The organism is Pseudoxanthomonas sp. LjRoot125 (genome assembly GCF_964252705.1).
Taxonomy (GTDB): Bacteria; Pseudomonadota; Gammaproteobacteria; order Xanthomonadales; family Xanthomonadaceae; genus Pseudoxanthomonas_A.
Window position 1 is genome coordinate 1,145,950 of sequence record NZ_CAXUOY020000001.1, and the last position, 23,119, is coordinate 1,169,068.

Genomic DNA, 23,119 nt, shown 5'->3' on the forward strand with positions numbered 1-23,119 from the left:
CCATGAAGCTCTCCGATCTGTCGATCAAGCGCCCCGTCTTCGCGGTGGTGGTCAGCCTGCTGCTGGTCGTGCTGGGCGTGATGTCCTTCCTGCGCCTGACCCTGCGCGAACTGCCCAACATCGATCCGCCGATCGTGTCGGTGGAAGTGAACTACCCGGGCGCGTCGGCCGCGGTCGTCGAGACGCGCATCACCCAGATCCTCGAGGACGGCCTGTCCGGCATCGAGGGCATCAAGACCATCCAGTCGAGCAGCCGCAACGGCCGCGCCGACGTCACCATCGAGTTCAACCTCAGCCGCGACATCGAGGCCGCGGCGAACGACGTGCGCGACCGCGTCAGCCGGGTGATGAACCGCCTGCCGGAAGAGGCCGATCCGCCGCAGATCTCGAAAGTCGAGGCCGACGCCGACGTCATCATCTGGTTGAACATGCGCTCCACCGTGATGGACACGATGGAGCTGACCGACTACGCCGACCGCTATGTGCTGGACCGCCTGTCCGCGCTCGATGGCGTGGCCCGCGTGCAGCTGGGCGGCGGCCAGCGCTATGCGATGCGCATCTGGCTGGACCGCGAGGCGATGGCCGCGCGCGGCGTGACCACCAGCGATGTGGAGGCCGCGCTGCGTGCGCAGAACGTCGAACTGCCGGCAGGCCGCATCGAATCGCAGACGCGCGACTTCACTCTGCGCGTCGAGCGCGGTTACCAGCGCCCTGAGCAATTCGCGCAGCTGCCGCTGCGCAAGGGTACGGACGGCTATGTGGTGCGGCTGGGCGATGTGGCGCAGGTGGAACTGGGCGCGGAAGAGCGCCGCTCCTACCTGCGCAGCAACGCCGTGCCGAACGTCGGCCTGGGCATCGTGCGCACCTCGACCGCGAATGCGCTGGACGTGGCCCGCGCGGCGCGCGCCGAGGCCGAGGTGATCCAGCAGACGCTGCCGGAAGGCACGGACATTTTCGTCGCGTTCGACAGCACCACCTTCATCGAAGCCTCCATCGAACGCGTGTACTGGACGTTGGGCGAGGCGATGGTGCTGGTGTTCCTGGTGATCTGGTTGTTCCTCGGCAGCCTACGTGCCGCGCTGATCCCCGCGGTGACGGTGCCGGTGTGCCTCATCTCGGCGTTCATCGCGCTGTATGCGTTCGGCTTCTCGATCAACCTGCTGACCCTGCTCGCGCTGGTGCTCTGCATCGGCCTGGTGGTGGACGACGCCATCGTGGTGCTGGAGAACGTGCAGCGCCGTGCCGACTTGGGCGAACCGGCCCTGGTCGCGGCGCGCCGCGGCACCACGCAGGTCGCGTTCGCGGTGATCGCGACCACGGCGGTGCTGGTGGCGGTGTTCCTGCCGGTGGGCTTCATGGAAGGCAACACTGGCCGGCTGTTCCGCGAGCTGTCGGTCGCATTGGCGGCGGCGGTGGCGATTTCCGCCTTCGTCGCGCTGACGCTGACGCCGATGATGTCGTCCAAGCTGGTGAAGCCGCACACCGAGCCGCGCGGATTGAATGCCTGGACCAACCGCACGCTCAACCGCGTCAGCACCGGCTATGGCCACCACGTGGAGCGCCTGGTATCGCTGAGCGGCAAGCGCATCCTCGGCCTGGTGCTGCTGGCGATGGCGCTCTGTGGCGTGGCGATCGTCGTGCTCGGCCTGCGCGTGCCCAGCGAACTGGCGCCGGCGGAGGACCGCGGCCGCTTCTTCGTGATGGTGGACGGACCGGAAGGCGCCGGCTTCGACTACATGGTCAACCAGATGCAGCAGGTGGAGCGCATCGTGATGGGGCAGGTCGGCGGCGACAAACCGATCGAGCGCGCCAACTCGCGCGTGCCGCGCGGCTTCGGCGGCAGCGACGACATGCATACCGGCCAGGTGATCGTGTTCCTGCAGGACTGGCATGAGCGCAAGGCCACCACCGATGACGTCGTCAACGGGTTGCGTGCCGAACTCTCCAAGCTGCCAGGCGTACAGGCGCGCGCCAACGTGGCCGGTGGCCTGGTCGGCAGTCGCGGCCAGCGCTATCAGCTGGTGCTGGGCGGCCCCGACTACGCCGAACTGGCGCAGTGGCGCGACCGCATCCTGCAGCGTATGGAATCCAACCCGGGCATCCAGGATCCGGATTCGGACTACAAGGAAACGCGTCCGCAGATGCGCGTGAACATCGATCGCGACCGCGCCGCCGACTTGGGCGTGTCGGTGCAGGAGATCGGCCGCACGCTGGAAACGATGATGGGTTCGCGCCAGGTGACCACGTACGTGGACAACGGCGAGGAATACGACGTCATGCTGCAGGCCGGCCGCGAGAAGCGCGCCAATACCGAAGACCTGGCGCAGACCTACGTGCGCGGCAGCGATGGCGCGCTGATCCCGCTGTCGAACCTCGTGACGCTCACCGAGATCGCCGAGCCGGGCACGTTCAACCGCTTCAACCGCCTGCGCGCCATCACCATCAGCGCCGGCCTCGCGCCGGGCTACACGATGGGCGAGGCGCTGGAATGGACGCGGCAAGCCGTATCGGAAGAGCTGCCGGATTACGCGCAGATCGACTGGAAGGGCGAGTCGCGCGAATACCAGGAAGCCGGTGGTGCGATCCTGCTGACGTTCACGCTGGCGCTGCTGATCGTCTATCTGGTGCTGGCCGCGCAGTTCGAGAGCTTCATCCATCCGCTGGTGATCATGCTGACGGTGCCGTTGGCGGTGCTGGGCGCGCTCATCGGCCTGTGGGTCACCGGCGGCACGCTGAACCTCTTCAGCCAGATCGGCATCGTGATGCTGATCGGCCTGGCGGCGAAGAACGGCATCCTGATCGTCGAGTTCGCCAACCAGCTGCGCGACGACGGCGCCAGCGTGGCGCAGGCGATCGCCGAATCCGCACGCGTGCGCCTGCGCCCGATCCTGATGACGTCGGTGGCCACCGTCGTCGGCGCGGTGCCGCTGGTGCTCGCCGGCGGCCCGGGTTCGGCCAGCCGCGCCACCATCGGCATCGTGGTGATCTTCGGCGTGACCTTCTCCACGCTGCTGTCGCTGTACGTGGTGCCGGCGTTCTACGCGCTGCTCGCGCCGTTCACGCGTTCGCCCGAAGCGGTGGCGCATGAGTTGAGCAAGCTGGAAGCCGAGACACCCTCCGTCGGCGGCCATGGCTGACACCGGCGCGCGCCCGCATGCGGACGTGCGCATCGCGGGCGACGGCTTCCTGCTGCGTGCATGGCGGGCGGACGATCTCGATGCCCTGCTGCGCCACGCCGACGATCCGCAGGTACCGCGTGGCCTGAGCGAGCGTTTCCCTCATCCATACACGCGCGCTGACGGCGAGGCCTTCCTGGCCGGCCATGTGGTGGACTTCCGGCATCCGGTGTTCGCGATCGAGATCGATGGCGAAGCCCGCGGCGGTATCGGTGTGCGCCCGCACGCGGGCGAGCGCGGTCATGCCGCGGAACTGGGCTACTGGCTCGGACGCGCGCACTGGGGCCAGGGCCACATGACGCGCGTGGTGGCGGCCTATCTGGGCTGGGTGGTGCCTGCGCTGTCGCTGCGCCGCATCGAGGCCAACGTGCTGGATACCAACCCGGGCTCCGCGCGGGTGCTGGAAAAGAACGGCTTCGCCGAGGAAGGCTGTCGGCGGGCCGCGATCCAGAAGGCGGACGGACTGCACGACCTGAGGCTGTTCGGGCGGGTCTGGCCGGGCTGAAACGCCGGCGGGGACTGCGCAGCGGCGCGTGTTGCGGTTATCTTGCAGGGACCCGGCGGCGCCCTGCGCCGCCTTCCCGAATCCCAGCGCACGCACGAACGACGGAGACGCATCCCCGTGGAAGCCTTTTTCAACTGGTTGAACGGCATCATCTGGAGCAACGCGCTGATCGCGCTGTGCCTGGGTGCCGGCCTGTGGTTCACCCTCCGCACCCGCGTGATGCAGGTCCGCGGCTTCGCCGAGATGTGCCGGCTGACCGTCACCGGGCAGAAATCCGAAGCGGGCGTGTCCTCCTTCCAGGCCCTGGCCATTTCGATGGCCGGCCGCATGGGCATCGGCAACATCGCCGGCGTTGCCACCGCGATCGCCTACGGCGGCCCCGGTGCGGTGTTCTGGATGTGGGTGATGGGCTTCCTGGGCGCGTCCACGTCGTACGTCGAATGCACCCTGGCGCAGATCTACAAGGAAAAGGATGGCGAGGGGCGCTATCGCGGCGGTCCGGCCTACTACATCGAAAAGGCGATGGGCCTGAAGTGGTACGCCGTCGCCTTCGCCGTGGCGACCGTCATCGCTACCGGCCTGTTGCTGCCGGGCGTGCAGGCCAACGCCATCGCCGACAGCGCGACCAACGTGCTGTGTGGCGCCGGCGGCTGTGAAGCGGTGGGTGGCGCGGCAAGCCTGAAACTGTGGATCGGCATCGCCGTGGCGGCCGTGCTGGCCATCATCATCTTCGGGGGCATCAAGCGCATCGCCACGTTCGCCGAAGTCGTGGTGCCGTTCATGGCGCTGGGCTTCATCCTGATGGCCGTGATCGTGATGATCGCCAATGCCGGCAAGGTGCCGGCGATGTTCGCCGACATCTTCTCCAGTGCCTTCGGTGCGCATGCGGCATTCGGCGCGATCATCGGCCAGGCGATCATCTGGGGCGTGAAGCGCGGCATTTACGCCAACGAAGCCGGCCAGGGCACGGGCCCGCACGCCGCCGCGGCCGCCGAGGTCTCGCACCCGGCCAAGCAGGGCTATGTGCAGGCGTTCGCGATCTACTTCGACACCATGCTCGTCTGCACCTCGACGGCGTTCCTGCTGCTGTCGACGGGCATGTACAACACGTTCAAGACCGTCACCGAGAACGGCAAGGACACGCTGGTCGAGATCTTCTCCGGCGTGCCGGGCGTACAGCCGTCGGAGGGTGCGCAGTTCACCCAGGCCGCGGTGGAATCGGTGCTGCCCGGCTGGGGCGCGGGTTTCGTGGCGGTGGCGCTGTTCTTCTTCGCCTTCACCACGATCATGGCCTATTACTACATGGCCGAAACCAACCTGACCTACCTGGCCGGCACCAAGAAGACCCACCCGCTGGCGACGTTGCTGCTGCGCGTGGGCATCGTGGGCATGGTGATCTTCGGTGCGTACCACAACGCCGCGATGGCCTGGACGCTGGGCGACATCGGCGTCGGCCTGATGGCGTGGTTGAACGTCATCGCCATCCTGATCCTGCAGAAGCCGGCGTTGATCGCGCTGCGCGACTACGAGCGCCAGAAGAAGCAGGGCCTGGACCCCACGTTCGATCCGGACGCGCTGGGCATCCGCAACGCCGACTTCTGGAAGCAGCGGGCCTGACGTGAGCAATCCCTGGAACAATCGACCGCCGCGTCCACCGGGCAATCCGCCCGATCGGCGGCGGCCGCCGCGCGATGCGGAGGCGAGGCCGCCGCAAGCGCCTGCGCCGCGCGACGAGCGCCCTGCGGGCGGCGCACGCGACGAACTTCGCCTGTACGGCCTTAATGCGGTGCAGGCGGTCTTCGCGCGGCGCGCGGACGCGATCCGCAAGGTCTACCTGACCGAGTCGCGCATCCAGGCCCTGAAGCCGTTGCTGGCGTGGTGCGTGAAGCAGCGCGTCGGCTACCGCGTGGTGGAAGAGGGCGATCTCGACCGGCTCGCGGCCAGTACGCACCACGAAGGCATCGTGGCCGACGTGCGCAAGATCGAGCCGCTGCCGATGTCCGACTGGCTGCGCGCATTGCCCGAAGGCAAGCCCGTCGCCGCGTTGTGGCTCGATGGTGTGGGCAACCCGCACAACTTCGGCGCGATCCTGCGCTCGGCCGCGCACTTCGGCGTGGCCGGCATCCTGCTGCCGCGTGATTCGACGCTGGCGATCTCCGGCGCGGCCGCACGCGTGGCCGAGGGCGGCGCCGAGCAGGTGCCGCTGGTGCGCATGGGACAGGCGGACAACGCCGCCGCCCAGTTGCGCAATGCAGGCTTTTCGCTCGCCGCCACCGTCGTGCGCGGTGGCGACGACTTGTTCGCCGCCAGGCTGCCGCAGCGCCTCGTCTACGTGATGGGTGCGGAGGGCGAGGGCATGGATGCACGCCTCGCCGATGCCTGCGATACGCGCCTGTCGATCCCCGGCAGCGGCGCCGTCGAGAGCCTCAACGTGGCCGCCGCGACGGCGGTGTTCCTGGCGCAGTGGGCGCAGCGCGCCCGCTGAGCCTCACTCGGTGGCCGCGGTTTCTTTGAGCTGGCTGCCGAAGTCGCCCTCGGCGTCCGCCGCCAGGTAGGCGAACACCGCATAAGCCGCCACGTTCTGCGCCAGCGCGGCCGGGTCGATCTTGTCGAGCGTGTCGTCTGCGTTGTGGTGCAGGTCGAAATAGTCGCTGCCATCCTGCGCCAGCCACGCCCAGGCCATGCCCTTTGCTGCGAACGGGCTGATGTCCGGGCCCGCGCTGCCCTTGCCGGGCGCGTACTCGATGCCCAGCGGCGCCAGCGCCTGCGCGATCTGCTCGGTGGCCTTGCGCGCGTGGTCCGGCGCGCCGGTGTTGAATGCATAGATGCGACCGGCGCCGAAATCGCTCTCCGCGCCGATCTGGTGGCGCGTGATGTCGCCCAGGTGCTTCTCCGCATACGCCTTGCCGCCGTACAGGCCCTGCTCCTCGTTGGCGAACGCGATCAGGCGAATCGTGCGCTTCGGCGCCTGCTTCAGCTGGCCGATCAGGTGGCCGGCGGCCATCGTGATGGCGATGCCGGCGCCGTCGTCGATCGCGCCGGTGCCGAGGTCCCACGAGTCCAGGTGGCCGCCGATCACCACGACCTCCTTCGGCAGGCTGCGCCCGGTGATCTCGCCGATCACGTTGTGCGAGGTGTACTCGCCGTCCCAGCCGCAATCCAGCGCGAGCGACACGCGCACCGGACCGCGTTGCAGCAGGCGCGCCAACTGGTCGGCATCCGGGATGGTCAGCGATGCCGACGGCACCGGCGTCAGGCCGTCGTCGAACCGGGTGATGCCGGTATGCGCGACGCGATGGTTATCCGTGCCGGCCGAGCGCATCAGGAACGCGATCGCGCCCTTGCGGATCGCGGCCGACGGGCCCTTCGAGCGGATCGCGCCGCCGTTGCGATAGTCGCTGCCATCGCGCGCGGAGGTCATCTGGTAGTCGACGAACGCGATCTTCCCGGACAGGGATCCCGCGGGCGCCGCTTCCAGCGCAGCCAGGTCGGCGAAGCGGACGATCTCCGCCTCCACCGTGCCCTTCGGACTGCCGCCGAGTGCGGTGACGGTCAGCGGTTGCGCGTGTCCACCGAGTACGACGGCCCGCTCGCTGCGACGCACCCACTTTGGAAACGTCACCGGTTCGATCCACACCTTGTCGAAGCCGAGCGCCTTGAACTTCGCTTGTGCCCACGCCACGGCTTTCGCATCGGCCTCGCTGCCGGCCAGGCGCGGGCCCACTTCCGTCGTCAGCGATTCGACGACGTTCCAGCCGGTGCGGTCGGCGAGCGCCTGCTCGCGGAGTTGTGCGGCGGTGGCGAGGGCGGCGTCGGGGATGCGGGTTTCGCGCGACGCGGCGAAAGCGGGGGCGGTGACGGCCAGGGCGAGCAGCAACGGAGCAAGGCGCATGGAAAGTCCCGGAAAAACGAAGGCCACGAGCTTAGCAGCCCGTGGCCCCGTGTTTCCGTCGACGGCGTTGCCGATCCGGAACGCCGCGTTCGTTATTTCTTCAGCGCGTCGCGGATCTCGCGCAGCAGCAGCACGTCCTCGGGTGGTGCGGCGGGCGCGGCCTCGGGCTTGCGGTGCAGGCGGTTGACCGCTTTGACCAGCAGGAAGATCGCGAACGCGACGATGACGAACTGGATCACCGTGTTGAGGAACTCGCCGATGCCGATGACCACGGCGGGTACTTCCTTGCCGGCGGCGTCGATCGTGGCTTCCTTGAGCGTCCACGCCCACTTCGAGAAATCCACGCCACCGACCAGCAGCCCGATGGGCGGCATGATGATCTTGTCCACGAGCGTCGTGACGATCTTGCCGAATGCCGCGCCGATCACCACGCCGACGGCGAGGTCGACCACATTGCCGCGTGCGATGAATTCCTTGAACTCGCTGACCATGCCCATCGAGGGATCTCCGTGAACGGCGCCGACACGCCACTGGCGTGGACTATAACCCCGTGCGTCGATGACGCAAGGCAGGGCATCAACCCGCGATGCGCCCGCGCAACTCCACCACGCCATCGAGCGAGGCCACGAACGCATCACCCGGTACCAGCGCCGCAACGCCCGCCGGCGTCCCCATGAAGACCAGGTCACCGGCCTTCAGCGCATAGAGCTTCGACAGCTCGTGCAGGATGTCGGGCACGTCCCAGATCAGGTCGTGCAGCGCGCCCTGCTGGCGGACATCGCCGTTCACGCGCAGGGTCAGCGTGCGGGCATCGAGCGCGCCGGCATCCGCGGCGGCGACCAGTTCGCTGATGGGGGCCGAATGATCGAAGCCCTTGCCGGTATCCCACGGCAGGCCCTTGGCCTTGGCGGCGCCCTGCAGGTCGCGACGGGTCAGGTCCAGGCCGACGCCGTAGGCGATGACCAGGGCCTGCGCCGCCTCGCGCGACAGCTCGCCCGCGGGTGCGTCAACGCCCAGCGCGGCGACCAGCTCGACCTCATGGTGCAGGTCGTTCGTGCCGGGCGGGTAGGGTACGTCCACGTTGCCGGTGACGATGGCATCGGCCGGCTTGTGGAAGAACACGGGCGTGCCGCGCTCGGCCTTCGATGCAGGAGCGGCCGCACCCATCTCGCGTGCGTGGTCGGCGAAGTTGCGGCCCACGCAGAAGATGCGCCGCACCGGAAAGGTACCGCCACCGCGCACGGGGACGCGAGGCACCGGCGGGGTCGGGATGATGTCGGACATGCGGCGGTCCAGCGAATCGAGGGCCGCAGAGTGTAGGCGGGAACCACGTCCCGCGCAGGCGTCGCTCAGCGCGGCAGCGGCAGGACCGGTTTGCTGACCACCTGATATTCGCCTTCCATCGCGTTGTCGCGCGCGACCGGCCTGCCACGCTGGCGCAGCAGCTTGTACAGCAGGCCGCCGGCGATCATCGCCGCACCCACGAACACGCTGAAGAACACCAGCACCGCCAGCACGGCCAGGCCCAGCAGGCCGATACCCAGGCGCAGCAGCGGATGGCGCGGCTTGCGGGGCGCGAACGCGTTGCGGAAGGCGTTGAACTGAAAGTGGCGTGCGTACATGGCGTTGCGTCGTGACAGAATGCGGCGGGGGCCGGTACGCGCAGTATCGGATGACCGTTACATGACCGTGTGAGAACTTCGTTAAGTCGTATGCGACTGACTGCACTGAATGACATCGCCGACGGTGGTTTTGCCGAAGTTGAGGCCACGATCGGCGACGATGCGGAATCCCTCATCCTCCATCGCGATGGCGATGCGGTCCGTGCATGGCTCAACGTCTGCCCGCATGCCGGTCGCCGCCTGGACTGGGCGCCGGGTCAGTTCCTGAAGAGCAAGGACGGGCATCTGGTCTGCGCGGCCCATGGCGCTTCCTTCGAATTGCAGCGCGGCGACTGTGTCGCCGGGCCATGCCGGGGCGATGCCCTGCATGCCGTCGCGGTACAGATCCGCGACGGCGAGGTGTGGCTCGCCTGAGCCCTCGCGCCGGCTCAACCGGTGCCTTGCAGGATCACGCAGTGCCAGCCGGTGTGGTAGGTTTCGTAGCCGGGTGACGCGGCCTGCGCGATGCAGTGCGGCCGACCGTCGAGCACAAGTTCGGTGGCGGCGCGGGGTTCTGCGAACAGCGTGGCGCGACCGGGGAAGTCGAGTCGGGGTGCGGCGCCGACGGACTGCGTGTCGGCCAGCACCTGTCCCTGGCCGTCGACGATGCAGACACGACTGCGACTCCACTCGGCATCGGACAGCGGCGTGTGTTCGACGATGGTCTGCGCCAGCGCGTCCCAGCGGAACACGATGCCCAGCACGCCCAGCGGCCGGCCCTGCACGCGCCCGCCCTCGCGCACGGTGCAGGAATAGACCAGCACGCGTTCGCCGCCGGCCAGCGGACTGGCATGCATCGACTGGAAGCCGAACTCCTCGCCGCTCTGCGTCGCCATCGCCGACTGGAACCAGGGCTGCTGGGCCACCGATTGGCCCACCGATCGATACTGCCGCGGTCGCCCGTTGGCGATCACGTTGCCGTGCAGGTCGGCGAGCACCAGGTCGAAGTAGACCGTGTACGAATCCAGGATCTGCCCGAGGCGCTGGCTGGCGTGGGCGAGGGCCGCCGGCTGCGGATCTTGCACGGCGGCGACCACGGCCGCATCGGTGGCCCACCAGCGAACGTCGCAGCTGCGCTCGTAGAGATTGCGATCGATCAGGTCGATGTTGGCCAGCGCCAGGTCGGTGAGGCGCGTGCGGCGCACGTCGGTTTGCAGCTGTTCCAGCCGTTCGCGCAGGTCGGTGCTGGTGCGGCCGGCCATGCGGTCGATCTCCTGCGCGGTATCGCTGACGCGGCGCGAGAGCGTGTCCATCTCTTCGGCGATCACTCCGAAGCTGCGCCCGGCCGCGCCGATGCGCACGGCCTCGATGCGGGCGTTCATCGAGATGATGCGGGTGATGCGGTTGATCTCGTCGATCTTCTGCAGCGATTGCCGCAGTTGCTTCAGCAGCGCGTCCGACAGTCCGGAGACGGACTGGATGTGGTCGTCGATACCGGCGTCGTCGGTGGGGGCGGCGGCGCGTGCGTTCATGGGGCTCCTTGCATGGGGGGGTGACCGTGCGTTCGCGCATGGTCGTCATTGAAGCGCTATCGGCGAACCTCGCAACCGCTTTAACCGGCACCTTCGCGGTGCATGTTTTCCCTCCGATGGGGCGACTGGGGCGGGCTTGTTGGACGTTCGCGCGGTGCTTCACCTAGAATCCGCCGACCACGGAAAGGGGACCGGCATGGGCGACGCGAGCATCTGCATCAACTGCGGCCGAGCCGTCGCCGATCTCCAACAGAAGTTCTGTCCCGCCTGCGGGCAACCCACGCCGGTGCACCGCATCGACTGGCATTTCCTCGGCCACGAGCTGGAGCACAGCGTGCTCCACATGGATCGCGGCATTCTCTATTCACTCAAGGAGCTGATGCTGCGGCCAGGGCATCTGATCCGCGGCTATCTGGAAGGGCGGCGTGCGAAGCAGGTGAAACCTCTGCTGCTGCTGATGATCTCGGCCGCCGCCGTGGTGCTGCTCGGCAAGTATCTGCTGGGTGGCGACCTGCTGGGCTCCGCGATGCAGGCAGGCTTTTCGGAATCGGGCGCCATGCAGCCGGGTTCGGGCGTCGATCCCGCTGTCGCGATGGGCACCTTCAACATGGTGAAGGACTGGATCAACGCCCACCTCACCGCCGTCACCCTCTTCCTCCTGCCATTCGAGGCCGCTGCGTTCTGGCTCGCGTTCCGCGGCAGGGGCCTCAACTACCCCGAATGGCTCGTGGTGACCGCCTTCCTGACGGTACAGACGTTCGTCTTCATGGCGCTGGCCATCCTCGTGCGGAACTGGGTACCGAATGCCCAGGAATGGTCCGTCGCGCTGGCGTCCCTCTACGCCGTGTTCTCGCTCGTCCAGTTGTTCCGCAACCACTCGGGCTGGACCACCGCATTGCGTACGCTGGTGGGCCTGGGGGGCTTCATGCTGGTGCAGGGCCTGATCACCCTGGCCGCTGCTTACGTATTCGTCGCGATGACCCATTGATCCATCTGGCGCGCGAACAAGAAAGCCGGCTTTCGCCGGCTTTTTTGTTGGGGTGCCCAGCAAGCCTCGGGTGGCTTACTTCAGCGCCTTGAATCGCAGGCGGTGCGGACGCGCGCCTTCTTCGCCCAGGCGACGCTTCTTGTCTTCCTCGTACTCGCGGTAGTTGCCCTGGAAGAACTCCACGTGCGAGTCGCCTTCGAAGGCGAGGATGTGCGTGGCGATGCGGTCCAGGAACCAGCGGTCGTGCGAAATGACGAACGTGTTGCCGGGGAATTCCAGCAGCGCGTCTTCCAGCGCACGCAGGGTTTCGATGTCCAGGTCGTTCGACGGTTCGTCGAGCAGCAGCACGTTGCCGCCCTGCAGCAGCGTCTTGGCCATGTGCAGGCGCCCGCGTTCACCACCGGACAGCGAGCCGACCATCTTCTGCTGGTCCTGGCCCTTGAAGTTGAAGCGGCCGATGTACGCGCGCGATTGGATCTCCACGCCGTTGATGTTGAGGATGTCCAGGCCGCCCGAGATTTCCTGGAAGACGTTGTGGTTGCCTTCCAGCTTGTCGCGGCTCTGGTCGACATAGGCCAGCTGCACGGTCGGGCCGGTGGTGATCGTGCCGGAATCCGGCTTTTCCTGGCCGGTGATCATCTTGAACAGCGTCGACTTGCCGGCGCCGTTCGGGCCGATGATGCCGACGATGGCGCCGCCGGGCACCAGGAAGCTCAGGTTGTCGATCAGCAAGCGGTCGCCGAACTTCTTCGAAACGTTCTTGAACTCGATGACGTTGTTGCCCAGGCGCTCACCCGGCGGGATGAAGATCTCGTTGGTTTCGTTGCGACGCTGGTAGTCGACCGACTGCAGTTCTTCCAGGCGGGCCAAGCGGGCCTTGCCCTTCGAGCGGCCGCCCTTGGCGTTCTGGCGCGACCATTCCAGTTCTTTCTGGATGGCCTTCTGGCGCGCCTTTTCCTGGTTCTCTTCCTGCTTCAGGCGCTCGTCTTTCTGCACCAGCCAGTCGGTGTAGTTGCCCTTCCACGGAATGCCGCGACCGCGGTCCAGCTCGAGGATCCATTCGGCGGCGTTGTCGAGGAAGTAGCGATCGTGGGTGACGGCCACCACGGTGCCGGTGTAGCGGGCGAGGAATTGTTCCAGCCACTCGACCGACTCGGCATCGAGGTGGTTGGTCGGTTCGTCGAGCAGCAGCATGTCCGGCTTCTGCAGCAGCAGGCGGCACAGTGCGACGCGACGCTTCTCACCGCCGGACAGCTTGCCGACGATGGCGTCCCACGGCGGCAGGCGCAACGCATCGGCCGCGACATCCAACTGGTTCTCCAGTGTGTGCGCGTCGCCGGCGGCGAGGATCGCCTCCAGGCGCTCCTGCTCCTTGGCGAGCGCGTCGAAGTCCGCGCCTTCCTCGGCATACGCGGCGTAAACCGCTTCCAGCGCCGCCTGGGCCTGCAGCACGTCGCCCACGCCTTCCTCGACGGCCTGGCGGACGGTGTGCTCGGGATTCAGTTCCGGCTCCTGTGCCAAGTAGCCGACCTTGATGCCGGGCTGCGGGCGTGCTTCGCCTTCGAAATCCTTGTCGACACCCGCCATGATCTTCAGCACGGTGGACTTGCCCGCGCCGTTCAGGCCCAACAAGCCGATCTTCGCGCCGGGATAGAAGGACAGCGAAATGTCCTTGATGATCTGCCGCTTCGGCGGGACCACCTTGCTGACCCGGTTCATGGTGTAGATGTATTGCGAGGACATGCAGGCTCCGGTACGCAGGGCCCGTCACCCGACCGGGGACCGGCAGGCGAGCAGGTGAACATGGGGAAGGCGCCCAGTATAGCCGTTCAGGCCGCCGGGGCCGCTGGCTGAACGGGATCCGAGCGTTTTGGGACTGTTGTCGCGTAACCGTTTTCCAGCGGGAAACGGTTCAGACGCAATGCGCATCATGGCCTCACGTACCCCTAACAACGGAGTTGCCATGAACAGCCGTCGATTCTTCCAGGGCCTGGCCATCGCCGTGCTGGCGATCGCCACCACCGCCCCGGCGCTGGCGCGCGATGACGACCGCGGCCGTGACCGTGGCCGCCAGCATTACGATCGCGACTGGCGCGATGACCGCCGTGACGATCGCCATGATCGCCGCGACGACCGCCGCGACCAGCGCCATGCCTACCGCAGCGGTTACCGGGATGGTCGCCGTTACGATGATCGCTACGACCGCCGTTACGACGATCGCCGCTACTACGCGCCGCCGCCGCGCGTCGTCTATCGCCCGGCGCCCGGTTACCACCGCTGGGCCAAGGGCCAGCGCTACCGCGACTACTACCGTGGCCCGGTCCACGTGGTGAACGATTACGACTACTACGACCTGCGTCGTCCGCCCCGTGGCTACCACTGGGTGCGGGACGACCGCGGCAACATGCTGATGGTGGCCATCGCCACCGGCATCATCGCCGACCTGATCCTGCACCACTGAGCCGGACCCCTCCGGCCACGGGAAAAGCGCGCTCCGGCGCGCTTTTCCTTTTCCGGGCAGGGGAGAGGGCGGGTCGTGGCCGGCCCCCCGGCGGGATACAATCGGGAACCCCGCCCGCTCTAGCCCCGGAGACCCGATGTTCCCGCGCGACGCCCGCATCGAAACCTACGATCCCGAACTGGCCCAGGCCATCGCCCATGAGGCGCGCCGGCAGGAGGATCACGTCGAGCTGATCGCCAGCGAGAACTACGCCAGCCCGCGCGTGCTGGAAGCACAGGGCAGCGTGCTGACCAACAAGTACGCCGAGGGTTACCCGCACAAGCGCTACTACGGCGGCTGCGAGTACGTCGACATCGCCGAGCAACTGGCGATCGACCGCGTGAAGCAGCTGTTCGGCGCCGACTACGCCAACGTGCAGCCGCATTCCGGCTCGCAGGCCAACCAGGCCGTGTACTTCGCCCTGCTGCAGCCGGGCGACACCATCCTGGGCATGAGCCTGGCCCACGGTGGCCACCTGACCCACGGCGCCAAGGTCAACGCCTCGGGCAAGATCTTCAACGCCGTCCAGTACGGCGTGAACGACCAGGGCCTGATCGACTACGACGAAGTCGAGAAGCTGGCGCTGGAGCACAAGCCGAAGATGGTCGTGGCCGGTTTCTCCGCCTATTCGCAGGTGGTGGATTGGGCACGTTTCCGCGCCATCGCCGACAAGGTCGGCGCCTACCTGTTCGTCGACATGGCGCACGTCGCGGGCCTGGTCGCCGCCGGCGTCTATCCGAACCCGCTGCCGCACGCGCACGTGGTCACCTCGACCACCCACAAGACGCTGCGCGGCCCGCGCGGCGGCATCATCGTGGCCAAGGGTGCCGGCGAAGAGATCGAGAAGAAGCTGCAGAGCATCGTCTTCCCGGGCATCCAGGGTGGTCCGCTGATGCACGTCATCGCGGCCAAGGCCGTGGCCTTCAAGGAGGCGCTGGAGCCGGAGTTCAAGAGCTACCAGGCGCAGGTCGTGAAGAACGCCCAGGCGATGGCGAAGACGATCATCGCGCGCGGTTACAAGATCGTCTCCGGCGGCACCGAGAACCACCTGATGCTGGTCGACATGATCGGCAAGGACGTCAGCGGCAAGGACGCGGAAGAGGCGCTGGGCAAGGCGCACATCACCGTCAACAAGAACTCCGTGCCGAACGATCCGCGCAAGCCCTTCGTGACCTCGGGCCTGCGCATCGGCACCCCGGCCGTGACCACGCGCGGCTATGGCGAACAGGACTGCATCGACCTGGCCAACTGGATCTGCGACGTGCTCGACGCGCCGAGCGACGAAGCGGTGCTGGCCAGGGTGCGCGATAGCGTCACCGCGCAGTGCCGCAAGTATCCGGTTTACGGCAGCTGAGAGCCGGTTGCATGCGCGGACGCACACTACCGCCAAGACGGATCGAGAGCGCCACGCTCCTGGCCCTCTTCGCGGTGGCGTCGTTGGGTCTGCCGGCCTCAGCGGCTGACACTGTGCTGAAGGAGCCCGTGTTCACCGCGCCTGAGGCATATGTGGAATCTGCGCCGGCGGGCTACTTCCCATGCAAGAAGGGATTGACGGCCCTGGTGACCCACGCCGAGTTCCGTAGGTTCGCGTATCGCAATGAGGTGTGGCCACAGGAGGATGGGGTCGATCTCTCCCGTGCCTCCTGGTCCGCGGCGCGGATGCTTCGCGTTCCGACGATGAATTTTGCCTTCGCCGGCAAGGCGCGACATGGTTTCCGGGCGCAGGTCTACGTCCTGGTTGACGGCGAAGGTCAGGTGCTGGACAAGCTGGTGACCTGCAGTACCGCTCCGGTATACAACGACGCCTTGTTGGCGTTGATCGATGGGTTCAGGTTCGAGCCCTCGCGTTACAAGGGTCGCGGCCTCCATAGCGTGATGCCCGTAGACTTCGAGAACTGACATGCACTGCCCCTTCTGCCAGCACACCGACACCCGCGTGATCGATTCGCGCGTGTCCGAGGACGGCGCCACGATCCGGCGCCGTCGCGAGTGCGAGGCCTGCGGGGAGCGATTCTCGACGCTGGAGAACATCGAGATCAAGTTGCCGGCGGTCATCAAGGGCGATGGCCGTCGTGATGCGTTCGATGCGCGCAAACTGCGCGCCGGTTTCGACCGCGCGTTGCAGAAGCGGCCGGTGTCGGAAGAACAGATCGAGGCCGCGGTGCGCGCGGTGGTGCACAGCATCCGCATGAGCGGCGAGCGCGAGATCGCCTCGCGCAAGATCGGCGAGTTCGTGATGAACGAGCTGCGCAAGCTCGACCACGTGGGTTACGTGCGCTTCGCGTCGGTGTACCGCAGCTTCGAGGATGTCGCCGATTTCCGCGAGGAGATCGAGAAGCTGGAGCGCGACCTGCCGGCCGGTGCCGGGCAGCTCTCGCTGCTGGGCGGCGACGTCGTCCCGTTCGACAAGCACGCGGACAAGAACAAGAAGCGCTGAGCCGTGCGCATCGACGCGATCGGCCTGCACCCGCAGCACATTCCGGACCTCGCCGCCTGGCACCACGCCGAGTGGGGGCCGCTCTACGACGACTGGACGCTGGAAGCGGCGACGACCGAACTGGCCGATCACGCGACGCGCACGTCGTTGCCTACCACGCTGCTGCTCATGGACGGCGACACGCTGCTGGGGTCGGTCAGCCTGCTGGTCGAGGATGCACCGGCATTGCAGGACCGTGGCAGTCCATGGCTGGGCAGTCTCTACATGCGGCCCGAGACGCGAGGGCGGGGTGGCGGACGCGTGCTGGTCGACGCGGCTGTCGCGCATGCGGCCGGCGAGGGCGTTGCGGTGTTACGGCTGTTCACGCTGTGGCACGAGGACTTCTATGCCGCGCTCGGTTGGCAGGTCGAAGAGCGCACGGTGTTGCACGGTACGCCGGTCGTGATCATGTCGATCGTGCCCGCCGAGCGGGTGGCGCATACTGGCGCCCCTTCGTCGCACGGCTGACGCATGTCCATCGCCTTCTCCGCCTTCGACCACCAGTCCATGGCGCGCGCGCTGCGCCTGGCAGAGCGCGGTGCCTACACGACGCGGCCCAACCCCATGGTGGGTTGCGTGATCGCGCAGGGCGAAGAGACCGTCGGCGAGGGATGGCACCAGAAGGCAGGCGAGCCGCATGCCGAAGTGTTCGCCTTGCAGGCGGCCGGAGATCGTGCGCGTGGTGCGACCGCCTACGTCACCCTGGAGCCTTGCGCACACACCGGACGCACCGGCCCCTGCGCCGATGCGCTGATCGCCGCGGGCGTGGGCCGCGTGGTCGCGGCCATGCGAGACCCCTTCCCGCAGGTGGATGGTGCGGGTTTCGACAAGCTGACCGCGGCCGGCATCGTGGTGCAGTCGGGCCTGATGGAAGCCCAGGCGCGGCGCTTGAACCGCGGGTTCCTGTCGCGGATCGAACGAGGGCGGCCGTGGGTGCGGATCAAGCTGGCGACCAGCCTGGATGGCCGCACGGCGATGGCCAACGGCGATTCGAAGTGGATCAGCGGCGAGGCCTCGCGCCGCGACGTGATGCGCTGGCGCGCCCGCGCCGGTGCGATCCTGACCGGCGCCGGCACGGTGCTGGCCGATGATCCGTCGCTGACGGTGCGCTTCGGCGACGACACCGCGTTCGACCCGCCACTGCGCGTGGTGCTGGACCCCGGGCTGGCGACCGTTGCCCGTGGCAACGTGCGCCAGGGCGGCGCGCCGACCCTCTATGTGCATACCGCCGACGCCAAACCGCCGCGCGAAACCGACGTGCAGCGGGTGGTGGCGCCGGCCACGGGCAGCAACTTCGATCTCAAGGCAGTGCTGGAGCTGCTGGCGCAGCGCGGGGTGAACGAACTCCACGTGGAAGCCGGCGCCACCCTGGCCGGTGCGTTCCTGGCGGCCGGTTTGGCCGACGAGGTGCTGCTGTACATGGCGCCGGTGCTGCTGGGCGACCAGGCACGGCCGCTGTTCGGCGGCCTGGGCATCCAGGCGATGGCGGAGCGGCTGAAGCTGGAGATTGTGGACAGCCGCATGATTGGCGAAGATCACCGCCTCCTGCTGCAACCTGCCCGCTGACGCTCGCCATGGTGGCCTTCAAGGACCATTTTTCCGGGGTCGCCGACGTCTACGTCGCCTCCCGCCCCACGTATCCCGATGCGTTGTACGACGTGATCGCCGACGCCGTGCCCGCGACTGCCCATGTGTGGGAGCCGGGCGCCGGCAGCGGACAGGCCACGCGCGGCCTGGCGACCCGTTTCGCCCATGTGCACGCCACCGACCCCAGCGCGGCGCAGATCGAGCGCCATTGGGCGCAGGGGCAAGCGGGCGGCAACGTCAGCCTGGCCGTCGAACCGGCGGAGACGACCGCGTTGGCGGACGCCAGCGTGGACCTGGTCGCCGTGGCGCAGGCGCTGCACTGGTTCGGCCGCTATCGCTTCTTCGCCACCTGCGAGCGCGTACTGCGCCCGGGCGGCGTGCTGGCGGCCTGGACCTACCAGGACATCATCTTCGAGGACGATCTGGCCGAAGCGGCCGAGAAGGTCCGCGACGACATCGACCCGTACTGGCCGCCGGAACGCGCCGACGTTGACATGGGTTACGGCGACTACGTGTGGCCGTTCGAGATCATCTCCACGCCGCGGCTGTGGCTGACCGCCGAATGGAACCTGCCCACCCTGCTGGGGTATTTCGGCAGCCTGTCGGCCACCGGCAGCTACCGCGCGGCCACGGGCGAGGATCCGGTCTACGCCCACACGCCGGCCCTGGCCGAGGTCTGGGGCGATCCGCAGCGGGTGCGCACCATGCGCTGGCCGCTGATCCTGCACCTGCGCCGCAAGCCGGCCTGAAACCGCCGCGGAACACTCCGTTCGCCGGCCTGCGCCGGAGGCGCGGTGTAGAATGCGCGGGCCGGTTCGCCGGCACACCACCAACGACGTCTTCAGGGCGGGGTGCGATTCCCCACCGGCGGTAGGTGGCGCGTCCCGTGGGGCGCCCATGAGCCCGCGAGCGCCTTCGGTCCAGCCGAAGGGTCAGCAGATCCGGTCAGATGCCGGAGCCGACGGTCATAGTCCGGATGAAAGAAGACGGCATCGCCGAACCGCGCGGAAGCGCGGCGTCGTGCGCCTGCCTTCGCGCCCGGAGGCGTCTCCGCTTTGCTTTCGCGAGAGACGTTGCATGCCTTCCACGCTTCCCACCGCTTTCCCCGTCCTCCTGCAGGAGGCCTGCTGATGTTCACCGGCATCATCGAAGGCGTCGGCCGCATCGCGGCGCTGGAACCCGTCGGCGGCGACGTCCGCCTGACCGTGGCGGTGGGCACGCTGCCGTTCGACGCGGTGCAGCTGGGCGAGAGCATCGCGGTCAACGGCGTATGCCTGACCGTGATCGCGTTCGACACCGCCAGCTTCCAGGCCGACGCCTCCACCGAAACCCTCTCGCTGACGACGCTCGGCGGCCTGGCCGCAGGCGCGCTGGTGAACCTGGAGCGGGCGATGCGCCCGACCGACCGCCTCGGCGGCCACTTGGTCAGCGGCCATGTCGACGGCGTCGGCCGCGTGCTGTCGGTGCACGAGGATGCGCGAGCGCAGCGCTGGCGATTCGCCGCCTCGGCACCGCTGTTGAAGTACATCGCGAAGAAGGGCTCGATCTGCGTCGATGGCGTGAGCCTGACGGTCAACGAGGTGGACGGCGAGGGCTTCGAAGTCGCGTTGATACCGCACACGGTGTCGCACACCGCGTTCTCGCAGACCGCCGTCGGTGATGCGGTGAACCTGGAAATCGACCTGGTCGCGCGCTATGTCGAGCGCCTGCTGGGCGAGAGGAGCGGCGCATGAACTTCGCCCCGATTCCCGAGCTGCTGGAAGAAATCCGCAACGGCCGCATGGTCGTCATCGTCGACGACGAGGACCGCGAGAACGAAGGCGACCTGATCATGGCGGCCGAGCTAGTCAAGCCGTCCGACATCAACTTCATGGTCACCCACGCGCGCGGCCTGGTCTGCCTGTCGCTGACCCGCGAGCACTGCACGCAACTGGGCCTGGCGCCGATGGTGCAGACCAACACGGCGCAGTTCCACACCAACTTCACCGTCAGCATCGAGGCGGCCGAGGGCGTCACCACCGGCATCTCCGCCTACGATCGCGCGCACACGGTGCGCACCGCGGTGCGTCCCGATGCGAAGCCCACCGACCTCAGCCAACCCGGCCATATCTTTCCGTTGATCGCCCAACCTGGTGGCGTACTCACCCGCGCCGGCCATACCGAAGCCGCCAACGACCTGCCGTTGCTCGCGGGCCTGGAGCCGGCCGGCGTACTGGTCGAAGTGCTGAACCCGGACGGCACCATGGCGCGGCGTCCGGAACTGGAAGTGTTCGCGCGCGAGCACGGCCTGAAGATGGGATCGATCGCCGACCTGATCGCCTATCGGCTGGCCACGGAACACACCGTGGAGCGTATCGACGAGCGCGAGATCGAGACCGAGTTCGGTCCGTTCCGGTTGGTGACCTACCGCGATCGCATCGCCCACGACCTGCATTTTGCCCTGGTTCGCGGCGCGCCCGACAAGGCCACGCCGACGTTGGTGCGCGTGCAGGTGGAGAACCCGTTGAGCGACCTGCTGCACTGGCGGCGCGACGATTTCGGCGTGCATGCGACCGATGCGCTGCGCGCGATCGCGGCCGAAGGGCAGGGCGTGATGGTGGTGCTCTCCGAGCCCCGCAACGCCGAGGCCCTGCTGGCCCGCCTGCGCAAACAGCCTGAAGTGCGCGCCAATGCCAAGGACGTGGGCCAGTGGCGACGCAACGGCGCCGGCGCACAGATTCTGGCCGACTTGGGCCTGGGCCGGCTGCGCGTGCTCGGTACGCCGCGCCGGCAGGTAGGCCTGGCCGGGTTCGGCCTCGACGTGGTCGAGTACGTCCAGCCATGACCCCCGGACCGGCCGGTCGCCCCGGCTGGTAGACTTCCCCACCCCCAAGGAACCCGCCATGTCCCACTACGAAGGCGATCTGCGCGCGCCCGACGGCGCCCGCTTCGCGATCATCGCCAGCCGCTGGAACCCGCGCATCACCGATGTGCTGGTGGCCGGTGCGCGCCAGAGCCTGGCCGGCAATGGCGTGGGCGAGGCATCCGTCGACGTGGTCCGCGTGCCGGGCGCCTGGGAAATCCCCGTCGCCGCCGCGCGTCTTGCGGCAGGCAGCAAGCACGCCGCGATCATCGCCCTGGGTTGCGTGATCCGTGGCGACACGCGCCACTACGAGCATGTCGCCGATCGCTGCGCCGAAGGCCTGATGCGCGTGCAACTGGATACCGGCGTGCCCGTGCTGAACGGCGTGCTGGCGGTGGAGCGCATCGAGGACGCGGAAGCGCGCGCCGGTGGCAGCCACGGCAACAAGGGTGAAGAAGCGGCGCTGGCCGCCATCGAGATGGCGCACCTGCTCGCGCAGCTGTCCTGATCTTCCGAACGTAACGAACACGCAGCACAGGAGCCACCGTGAGCCGACATCCCCATTCCAACCGCAAGGACGGCGTCGATCCGGTCACCCGTGCGCGCGCCCGTCGCCGCGCCTTGCAGGCCGTCTACGCGTGGCAGATGTCGGGGGGCGAGGTCGGCCAGGTGATCGCGCAGTTCGCGCACGAACAGGCGCACGAGATCGCCGACCTCGAGTATTTCGAGGACCTGGTGCGCGGCGTCGTGCGGCACCGCGCGTCGCTGGACGAGGCGCTGCTGCCCTTCCTCGATCGTGCCGTCGAAGAAGTCGACCCCATCGAGCGCGCCGTGCTGCGCATCGCCGCTTACGAACTGATCCATCGCCTGGACGTGCCGTACCGCGTGGTCATCAACGAGGCCATCGAAACCACCAAGCGTTTCGGCGCCGAACACGGGCACACCTACGTCAACGGCGTGCTCGACCATGCCGCCGTCGACTGGCGCCCGGCCGAGGCGCAGGCGCGGCGCTGACGTGGCGAAGGGCGGCGCGCACGACGTGACCTGCCTGCACGGCTGACGCCATGGGCGCCGGCGAGTTCGACCTGATCGCCCGCATCCGTGCTCGCGCGGGCACGCGCGACGACATCGTGCTCGGCATCGGCGATGACGCTGCGTTGTTGGCACCGCCGCCGGACAGGCAGCTGGTCGTCACCGCCGATACGTTGAACATCGGCGTGCATTTCCCGGAAAGCACCTCGCCAGCCGACATCGGCTGGAAGGCGTTGGCGGTGAATCTCTCCGACCTGGCGGCGATGGGCGCGGAACCCGCCTGGTGCACGCTGTCGCTGTCGTTGCCGCAGTCCGATCCGACGTGGATCGATGCATTCCTCGATGGCTTCCTCGCGCTCGCCGCGCGGCATGGCATCGCCCTCGTCGGCGGCGACACCACGCGCGGACCGCTGTCGGTGTCGGTGACGGCGATGGGCCTGGTCGTGCCCGGCCGCGCCTTGCGCCGCGACGGTGCGCGCGTCGGCGACGACGTCTGGATCACCGGCACGCTCGGCGATGCCGCCGGCGGTCTCGCTCACCTGGAGCGTCCCTCGTCACTCCTGTTGCGTGGCCGCCTGGATCGTCCTACGCCGCGCGTGGACGCAGGCCGCGCCCTGGTCGGCATCGCGACCGCCTGTGTCGATGTCTCCGATGGATTGCTCGCCGACCTCGGGCACATCTGTGGGCGCAGTGGCGTGGGCGCACAGGTGGACGTCGACACGCTGCCGGCGTCCGACGCGCTGCGGACCTCGTTCGATGACGCCCATCGCCTTGCGCTGCAGGCCAGTGGCGGCGACGACTACGAGCTGTGCTTCACTGCACCCACAGAAGAGCGCGAGCGCATCCTCGCGCTGGCGTCGCGGCTCGACCTGCCGATGACGCGCATCGGCGGCATCGTGGAAGGCGAAGCGGTGCAAGCGCTGCGGCGTGATGGGCAACCCTGGCAGCCGGTGCGACGGGGCTACGACCACTTCGACAGCGTCTAGCG

23 protein-coding genes, 1 pseudogene and 1 riboswitch are annotated in these 23,119 nt (G+C 68.1%); of the genes and pseudogenes, 18 read left to right on the forward strand and 6 right to left on the reverse strand.

Annotated elements, in window-relative coordinates:
* Positions 1-2 precede the first annotated feature (2 nt).
* The 4 genes from ACSION_RS05195 to ACSION_RS05210 all read left to right on the forward strand — a co-directional run bounded on the left by ACSION_RS05195 (position 3) and on the right by ACSION_RS05210 (position 6,166).
* The gene (locus ACSION_RS05195; RefSeq protein ID WP_435305148.1) at positions 3-3,137 is read left to right on the forward strand and encodes an efflux RND transporter permease subunit; all 3,135 of its coding nucleotides are present in this window, start codon (positions 3-5) and stop codon (positions 3,135-3,137) included.
* Complete coding sequence (locus ACSION_RS05200) at positions 3,130-3,681, forward strand: GNAT family N-acetyltransferase (RefSeq protein WP_435305149.1); 552 nt, start codon at positions 3,130-3,132, stop codon at positions 3,679-3,681. Before ACSION_RS05195 ends, ACSION_RS05200 begins: the two co-directional genes overlap by 8 nt.
* 117 nt (positions 3,682-3,798) lie before the next feature.
* Positions 3,799-5,298 (forward strand): alanine/glycine:cation symporter family protein, encoded by a 1,500-nt coding sequence (locus ACSION_RS05205; RefSeq protein ID WP_435305150.1) that lies wholly within the window; start codon positions 3,799-3,801, stop codon positions 5,296-5,298.
* 1 nt (position 5,299) lies between these two features.
* Positions 5,300-6,166, forward strand: a complete 867-nt coding sequence (locus tag ACSION_RS05210; RefSeq protein WP_435305151.1) for a TrmH family RNA methyltransferase — start codon at positions 5,300-5,302, stop codon at positions 6,164-6,166.
* A 2-nt stretch (positions 6,167-6,168) separates the two neighbouring features.
* Here the strand turns inward: ACSION_RS05210 and ACSION_RS05215 are convergent.
* The 4 genes and pseudogenes from ACSION_RS05215 to ACSION_RS05230 form a co-directional block, all read right to left on the reverse strand.
* Positions 6,169-7,573 (reverse strand): annotated as a pseudogene (locus ACSION_RS05215) (M28 family peptidase); the annotation flags it as partial.
* A 92-nt stretch (positions 7,574-7,665) separates the two neighbouring features.
* A complete protein-coding gene (mscL, locus tag ACSION_RS05220) occupies positions 7,666-8,070 on the reverse strand; it encodes a large-conductance mechanosensitive channel protein MscL (protein WP_435305152.1) in 405 nt (134 codons plus the stop codon).
* 79 nt (positions 8,071-8,149) lie between these two features.
* Positions 8,150-8,857 (reverse strand): fumarylacetoacetate hydrolase family protein, encoded by a 708-nt coding sequence (locus ACSION_RS05225; RefSeq protein WP_435305153.1) that lies wholly within the window; start codon positions 8,855-8,857, stop codon positions 8,150-8,152.
* A 65-nt stretch (positions 8,858-8,922) separates the two neighbouring features.
* Positions 8,923-9,195 (reverse strand): hypothetical protein, encoded by a 273-nt coding sequence (locus ACSION_RS05230; RefSeq protein ID WP_435305154.1) that lies wholly within the window; start codon positions 9,193-9,195, stop codon positions 8,923-8,925.
* Between the two features lie 90 nt (positions 9,196-9,285).
* Between ACSION_RS05230 and ACSION_RS05235 the strand changes: the two genes are divergently transcribed.
* Positions 9,286-9,609, forward strand: coding sequence for a Rieske (2Fe-2S) protein (locus ACSION_RS05235; protein WP_093490157.1), 324 nt, complete (start codon positions 9,286-9,288; stop codon positions 9,607-9,609).
* A gap of 14 nt (positions 9,610-9,623) precedes the next feature.
* Here the strand turns inward: ACSION_RS05235 and ACSION_RS05240 are convergent, their stop codons facing one another.
* Positions 9,624-10,706, reverse strand: coding sequence for a methyl-accepting chemotaxis protein (locus ACSION_RS05240; protein WP_435305155.1), 1,083 nt, complete (start codon positions 10,704-10,706; stop codon positions 9,624-9,626).
* Between the two features lie 196 nt (positions 10,707-10,902).
* On the opposite strand from ACSION_RS05240, the gene ACSION_RS05245 reads away from it, so the two are divergent.
* Positions 10,903-11,694 (forward strand): DUF3667 domain-containing protein, encoded by a 792-nt coding sequence (locus ACSION_RS05245; protein ID WP_435305156.1) that lies wholly within the window; start codon positions 10,903-10,905, stop codon positions 11,692-11,694.
* Between the two features lie 75 nt (positions 11,695-11,769).
* On the opposite strand, the gene ettA is transcribed toward ACSION_RS05245, so the two are convergent.
* The gene (ettA, locus tag ACSION_RS05250; RefSeq protein ID WP_093490160.1) at positions 11,770-13,437 is read right to left on the reverse strand and encodes an energy-dependent translational throttle protein EttA; all 1,668 of its coding nucleotides are present in this window, start codon (positions 13,435-13,437) and stop codon (positions 11,770-11,772) included.
* Positions 13,438-13,657: 220 nt separating this feature from the next.
* Between ettA and ACSION_RS05255 the strand changes: the two genes are divergently transcribed.
* From ACSION_RS05255 to thiL, 12 genes are all read left to right on the forward strand, one after another.
* Positions 13,658-14,155, forward strand: coding sequence for an RcnB family protein (locus tag ACSION_RS05255; protein ID WP_435305157.1), 498 nt, complete (start codon positions 13,658-13,660; stop codon positions 14,153-14,155).
* Positions 14,156-14,291: 136 nt separating this feature from the next.
* Positions 14,292-15,548, forward strand: coding sequence for a serine hydroxymethyltransferase (gene glyA, locus ACSION_RS05260; protein ID WP_435305158.1), 1,257 nt, complete (start codon positions 14,292-14,294; stop codon positions 15,546-15,548).
* Between the two features lie 128 nt (positions 15,549-15,676).
* A complete protein-coding gene (locus ACSION_RS05265; protein WP_435305159.1) occupies positions 15,677-16,093 on the forward strand; it encodes a hypothetical protein in 417 nt (138 codons plus the stop codon).
* A gap of 1 nt (position 16,094) precedes the next feature.
* On the forward strand, positions 16,095-16,631 hold the full coding sequence (gene nrdR / locus ACSION_RS05270) for a transcriptional regulator NrdR (RefSeq protein ID WP_056878001.1): 537 nt from the start codon (positions 16,095-16,097) through the stop codon (positions 16,629-16,631).
* Between the two features lie 3 nt (positions 16,632-16,634).
* On the forward strand, positions 16,635-17,138 hold the full coding sequence (locus ACSION_RS05275; RefSeq protein ID WP_435305160.1) for a GNAT family N-acetyltransferase: 504 nt from the start codon (positions 16,635-16,637) through the stop codon (positions 17,136-17,138).
* A gap of 3 nt (positions 17,139-17,141) precedes the next feature.
* Complete coding sequence (gene ribD, locus ACSION_RS05280) at positions 17,142-18,236, forward strand: bifunctional diaminohydroxyphosphoribosylaminopyrimidine deaminase/5-amino-6-(5-phosphoribosylamino)uracil reductase RibD (RefSeq protein WP_435305161.1); 1,095 nt, start codon at positions 17,142-17,144, stop codon at positions 18,234-18,236.
* 8 nt (positions 18,237-18,244) lie between these two features.
* A complete protein-coding gene (locus tag ACSION_RS05285; protein ID WP_435305162.1) occupies positions 18,245-19,006 on the forward strand; it encodes a class I SAM-dependent methyltransferase in 762 nt (253 codons plus the stop codon).
* 84 nt (positions 19,007-19,090) lie between these two features.
* Positions 19,091-19,249, forward strand: a riboswitch (FMN riboswitch).
* Between the two features lie 138 nt (positions 19,250-19,387).
* Positions 19,388-19,990 (forward strand): riboflavin synthase, encoded by a 603-nt coding sequence (locus tag ACSION_RS05290; RefSeq protein WP_435305163.1) that lies wholly within the window; start codon positions 19,388-19,390, stop codon positions 19,988-19,990.
* Positions 19,987-21,081 carry a 3,4-dihydroxy-2-butanone-4-phosphate synthase gene (gene ribB, locus ACSION_RS05295; RefSeq protein ID WP_435305164.1) on the forward strand — a complete coding sequence of 365 codons (1,095 nt, stop codon included), beginning with the start codon at positions 19,987-19,989 and terminating at the stop codon, positions 21,079-21,081. The genes ACSION_RS05290 and ribB overlap by 4 nt, the downstream gene beginning before the upstream one ends.
* Positions 21,082-21,139: 58 nt before the next feature.
* A complete protein-coding gene (ribH, locus tag ACSION_RS05300; protein WP_093490169.1) occupies positions 21,140-21,607 on the forward strand; it encodes a 6,7-dimethyl-8-ribityllumazine synthase in 468 nt (155 codons plus the stop codon).
* Between the two features lie 38 nt (positions 21,608-21,645).
* Complete coding sequence (gene nusB / locus ACSION_RS05305; RefSeq protein WP_056878008.1) at positions 21,646-22,113, forward strand: transcription antitermination factor NusB; 468 nt, start codon at positions 21,646-21,648, stop codon at positions 22,111-22,113.
* Positions 22,114-22,163: 50 nt separating this feature from the next.
* The gene (gene thiL / locus ACSION_RS05310) at positions 22,164-23,117 is read left to right on the forward strand and encodes a thiamine-phosphate kinase (RefSeq protein ID WP_435305165.1); all 954 of its coding nucleotides are present in this window, start codon (positions 22,164-22,166) and stop codon (positions 23,115-23,117) included.
* Positions 23,118-23,119: the final 2 nt, after the last annotated feature.

Bases quoted from the DNA above. Each gene is read 5' to 3' on its own strand.
- ACSION_RS05195 (WP_435305148.1), top strand. From the start codon at position 3: ATGAAGCTCTCCGATCTGTCGATCAAGCGCCCCGTCTTCGCGGTGGTG.
- ACSION_RS05200 (WP_435305149.1), top strand. From the start codon at position 3,130: ATGGCTGACACCGGCGCGCGCCCGCATGCGGACGTGCGCATCGCGGGC.
- mscL (WP_435305152.1), bottom strand. From the start codon at position 8,070: ATGGGCATGGTCAGCGAGTTCAAGGAATTCATCGCACGCGGCAATGTG.
- ACSION_RS05225 (WP_435305153.1), bottom strand. From the start codon at position 8,857: ATGTCCGACATCATCCCGACCCCGCCGGTGCCTCGCGTCCCCGTGCGC.
- ACSION_RS05230 (WP_435305154.1), bottom strand. From the start codon at position 9,195: ATGTACGCACGCCACTTTCAGTTCAACGCCTTCCGCAACGCGTTCGCG.
- ACSION_RS05235 (WP_093490157.1), top strand. From the start codon at position 9,286: ATGCGACTGACTGCACTGAATGACATCGCCGACGGTGGTTTTGCCGAA.
- ACSION_RS05240 (WP_435305155.1), bottom strand. From the start codon at position 10,706: ATGAACGCACGCGCCGCCGCCCCCACCGACGACGCCGGTATCGACGAC.
- ACSION_RS05245 (WP_435305156.1), top strand. From the start codon at position 10,903: ATGGGCGACGCGAGCATCTGCATCAACTGCGGCCGAGCCGTCGCCGAT.
- ettA (WP_093490160.1), bottom strand. From the start codon at position 13,437: ATGTCCTCGCAATACATCTACACCATGAACCGGGTCAGCAAGGTGGTC.
- ACSION_RS05255 (WP_435305157.1), top strand. From the start codon at position 13,658: ATGAACAGCCGTCGATTCTTCCAGGGCCTGGCCATCGCCGTGCTGGCG.
- glyA (WP_435305158.1), top strand. From the start codon at position 14,292: ATGTTCCCGCGCGACGCCCGCATCGAAACCTACGATCCCGAACTGGCC.
- nrdR (WP_056878001.1), top strand. From the start codon at position 16,095: ATGCACTGCCCCTTCTGCCAGCACACCGACACCCGCGTGATCGATTCG.
- ribD (WP_435305161.1), top strand. From the start codon at position 17,142: ATGTCCATCGCCTTCTCCGCCTTCGACCACCAGTCCATGGCGCGCGCG.
- ACSION_RS05285 (WP_435305162.1), top strand. From the start codon at position 18,245: ATGGTGGCCTTCAAGGACCATTTTTCCGGGGTCGCCGACGTCTACGTC.
- ACSION_RS05290 (WP_435305163.1), top strand. From the start codon at position 19,388: ATGTTCACCGGCATCATCGAAGGCGTCGGCCGCATCGCGGCGCTGGAA.
- ribB (WP_435305164.1), top strand. From the start codon at position 19,987: ATGAACTTCGCCCCGATTCCCGAGCTGCTGGAAGAAATCCGCAACGGC.
- ribH (WP_093490169.1), top strand. From the start codon at position 21,140: ATGTCCCACTACGAAGGCGATCTGCGCGCGCCCGACGGCGCCCGCTTC.
- thiL (WP_435305165.1), top strand. From the start codon at position 22,164: ATGGGCGCCGGCGAGTTCGACCTGATCGCCCGCATCCGTGCTCGCGCG.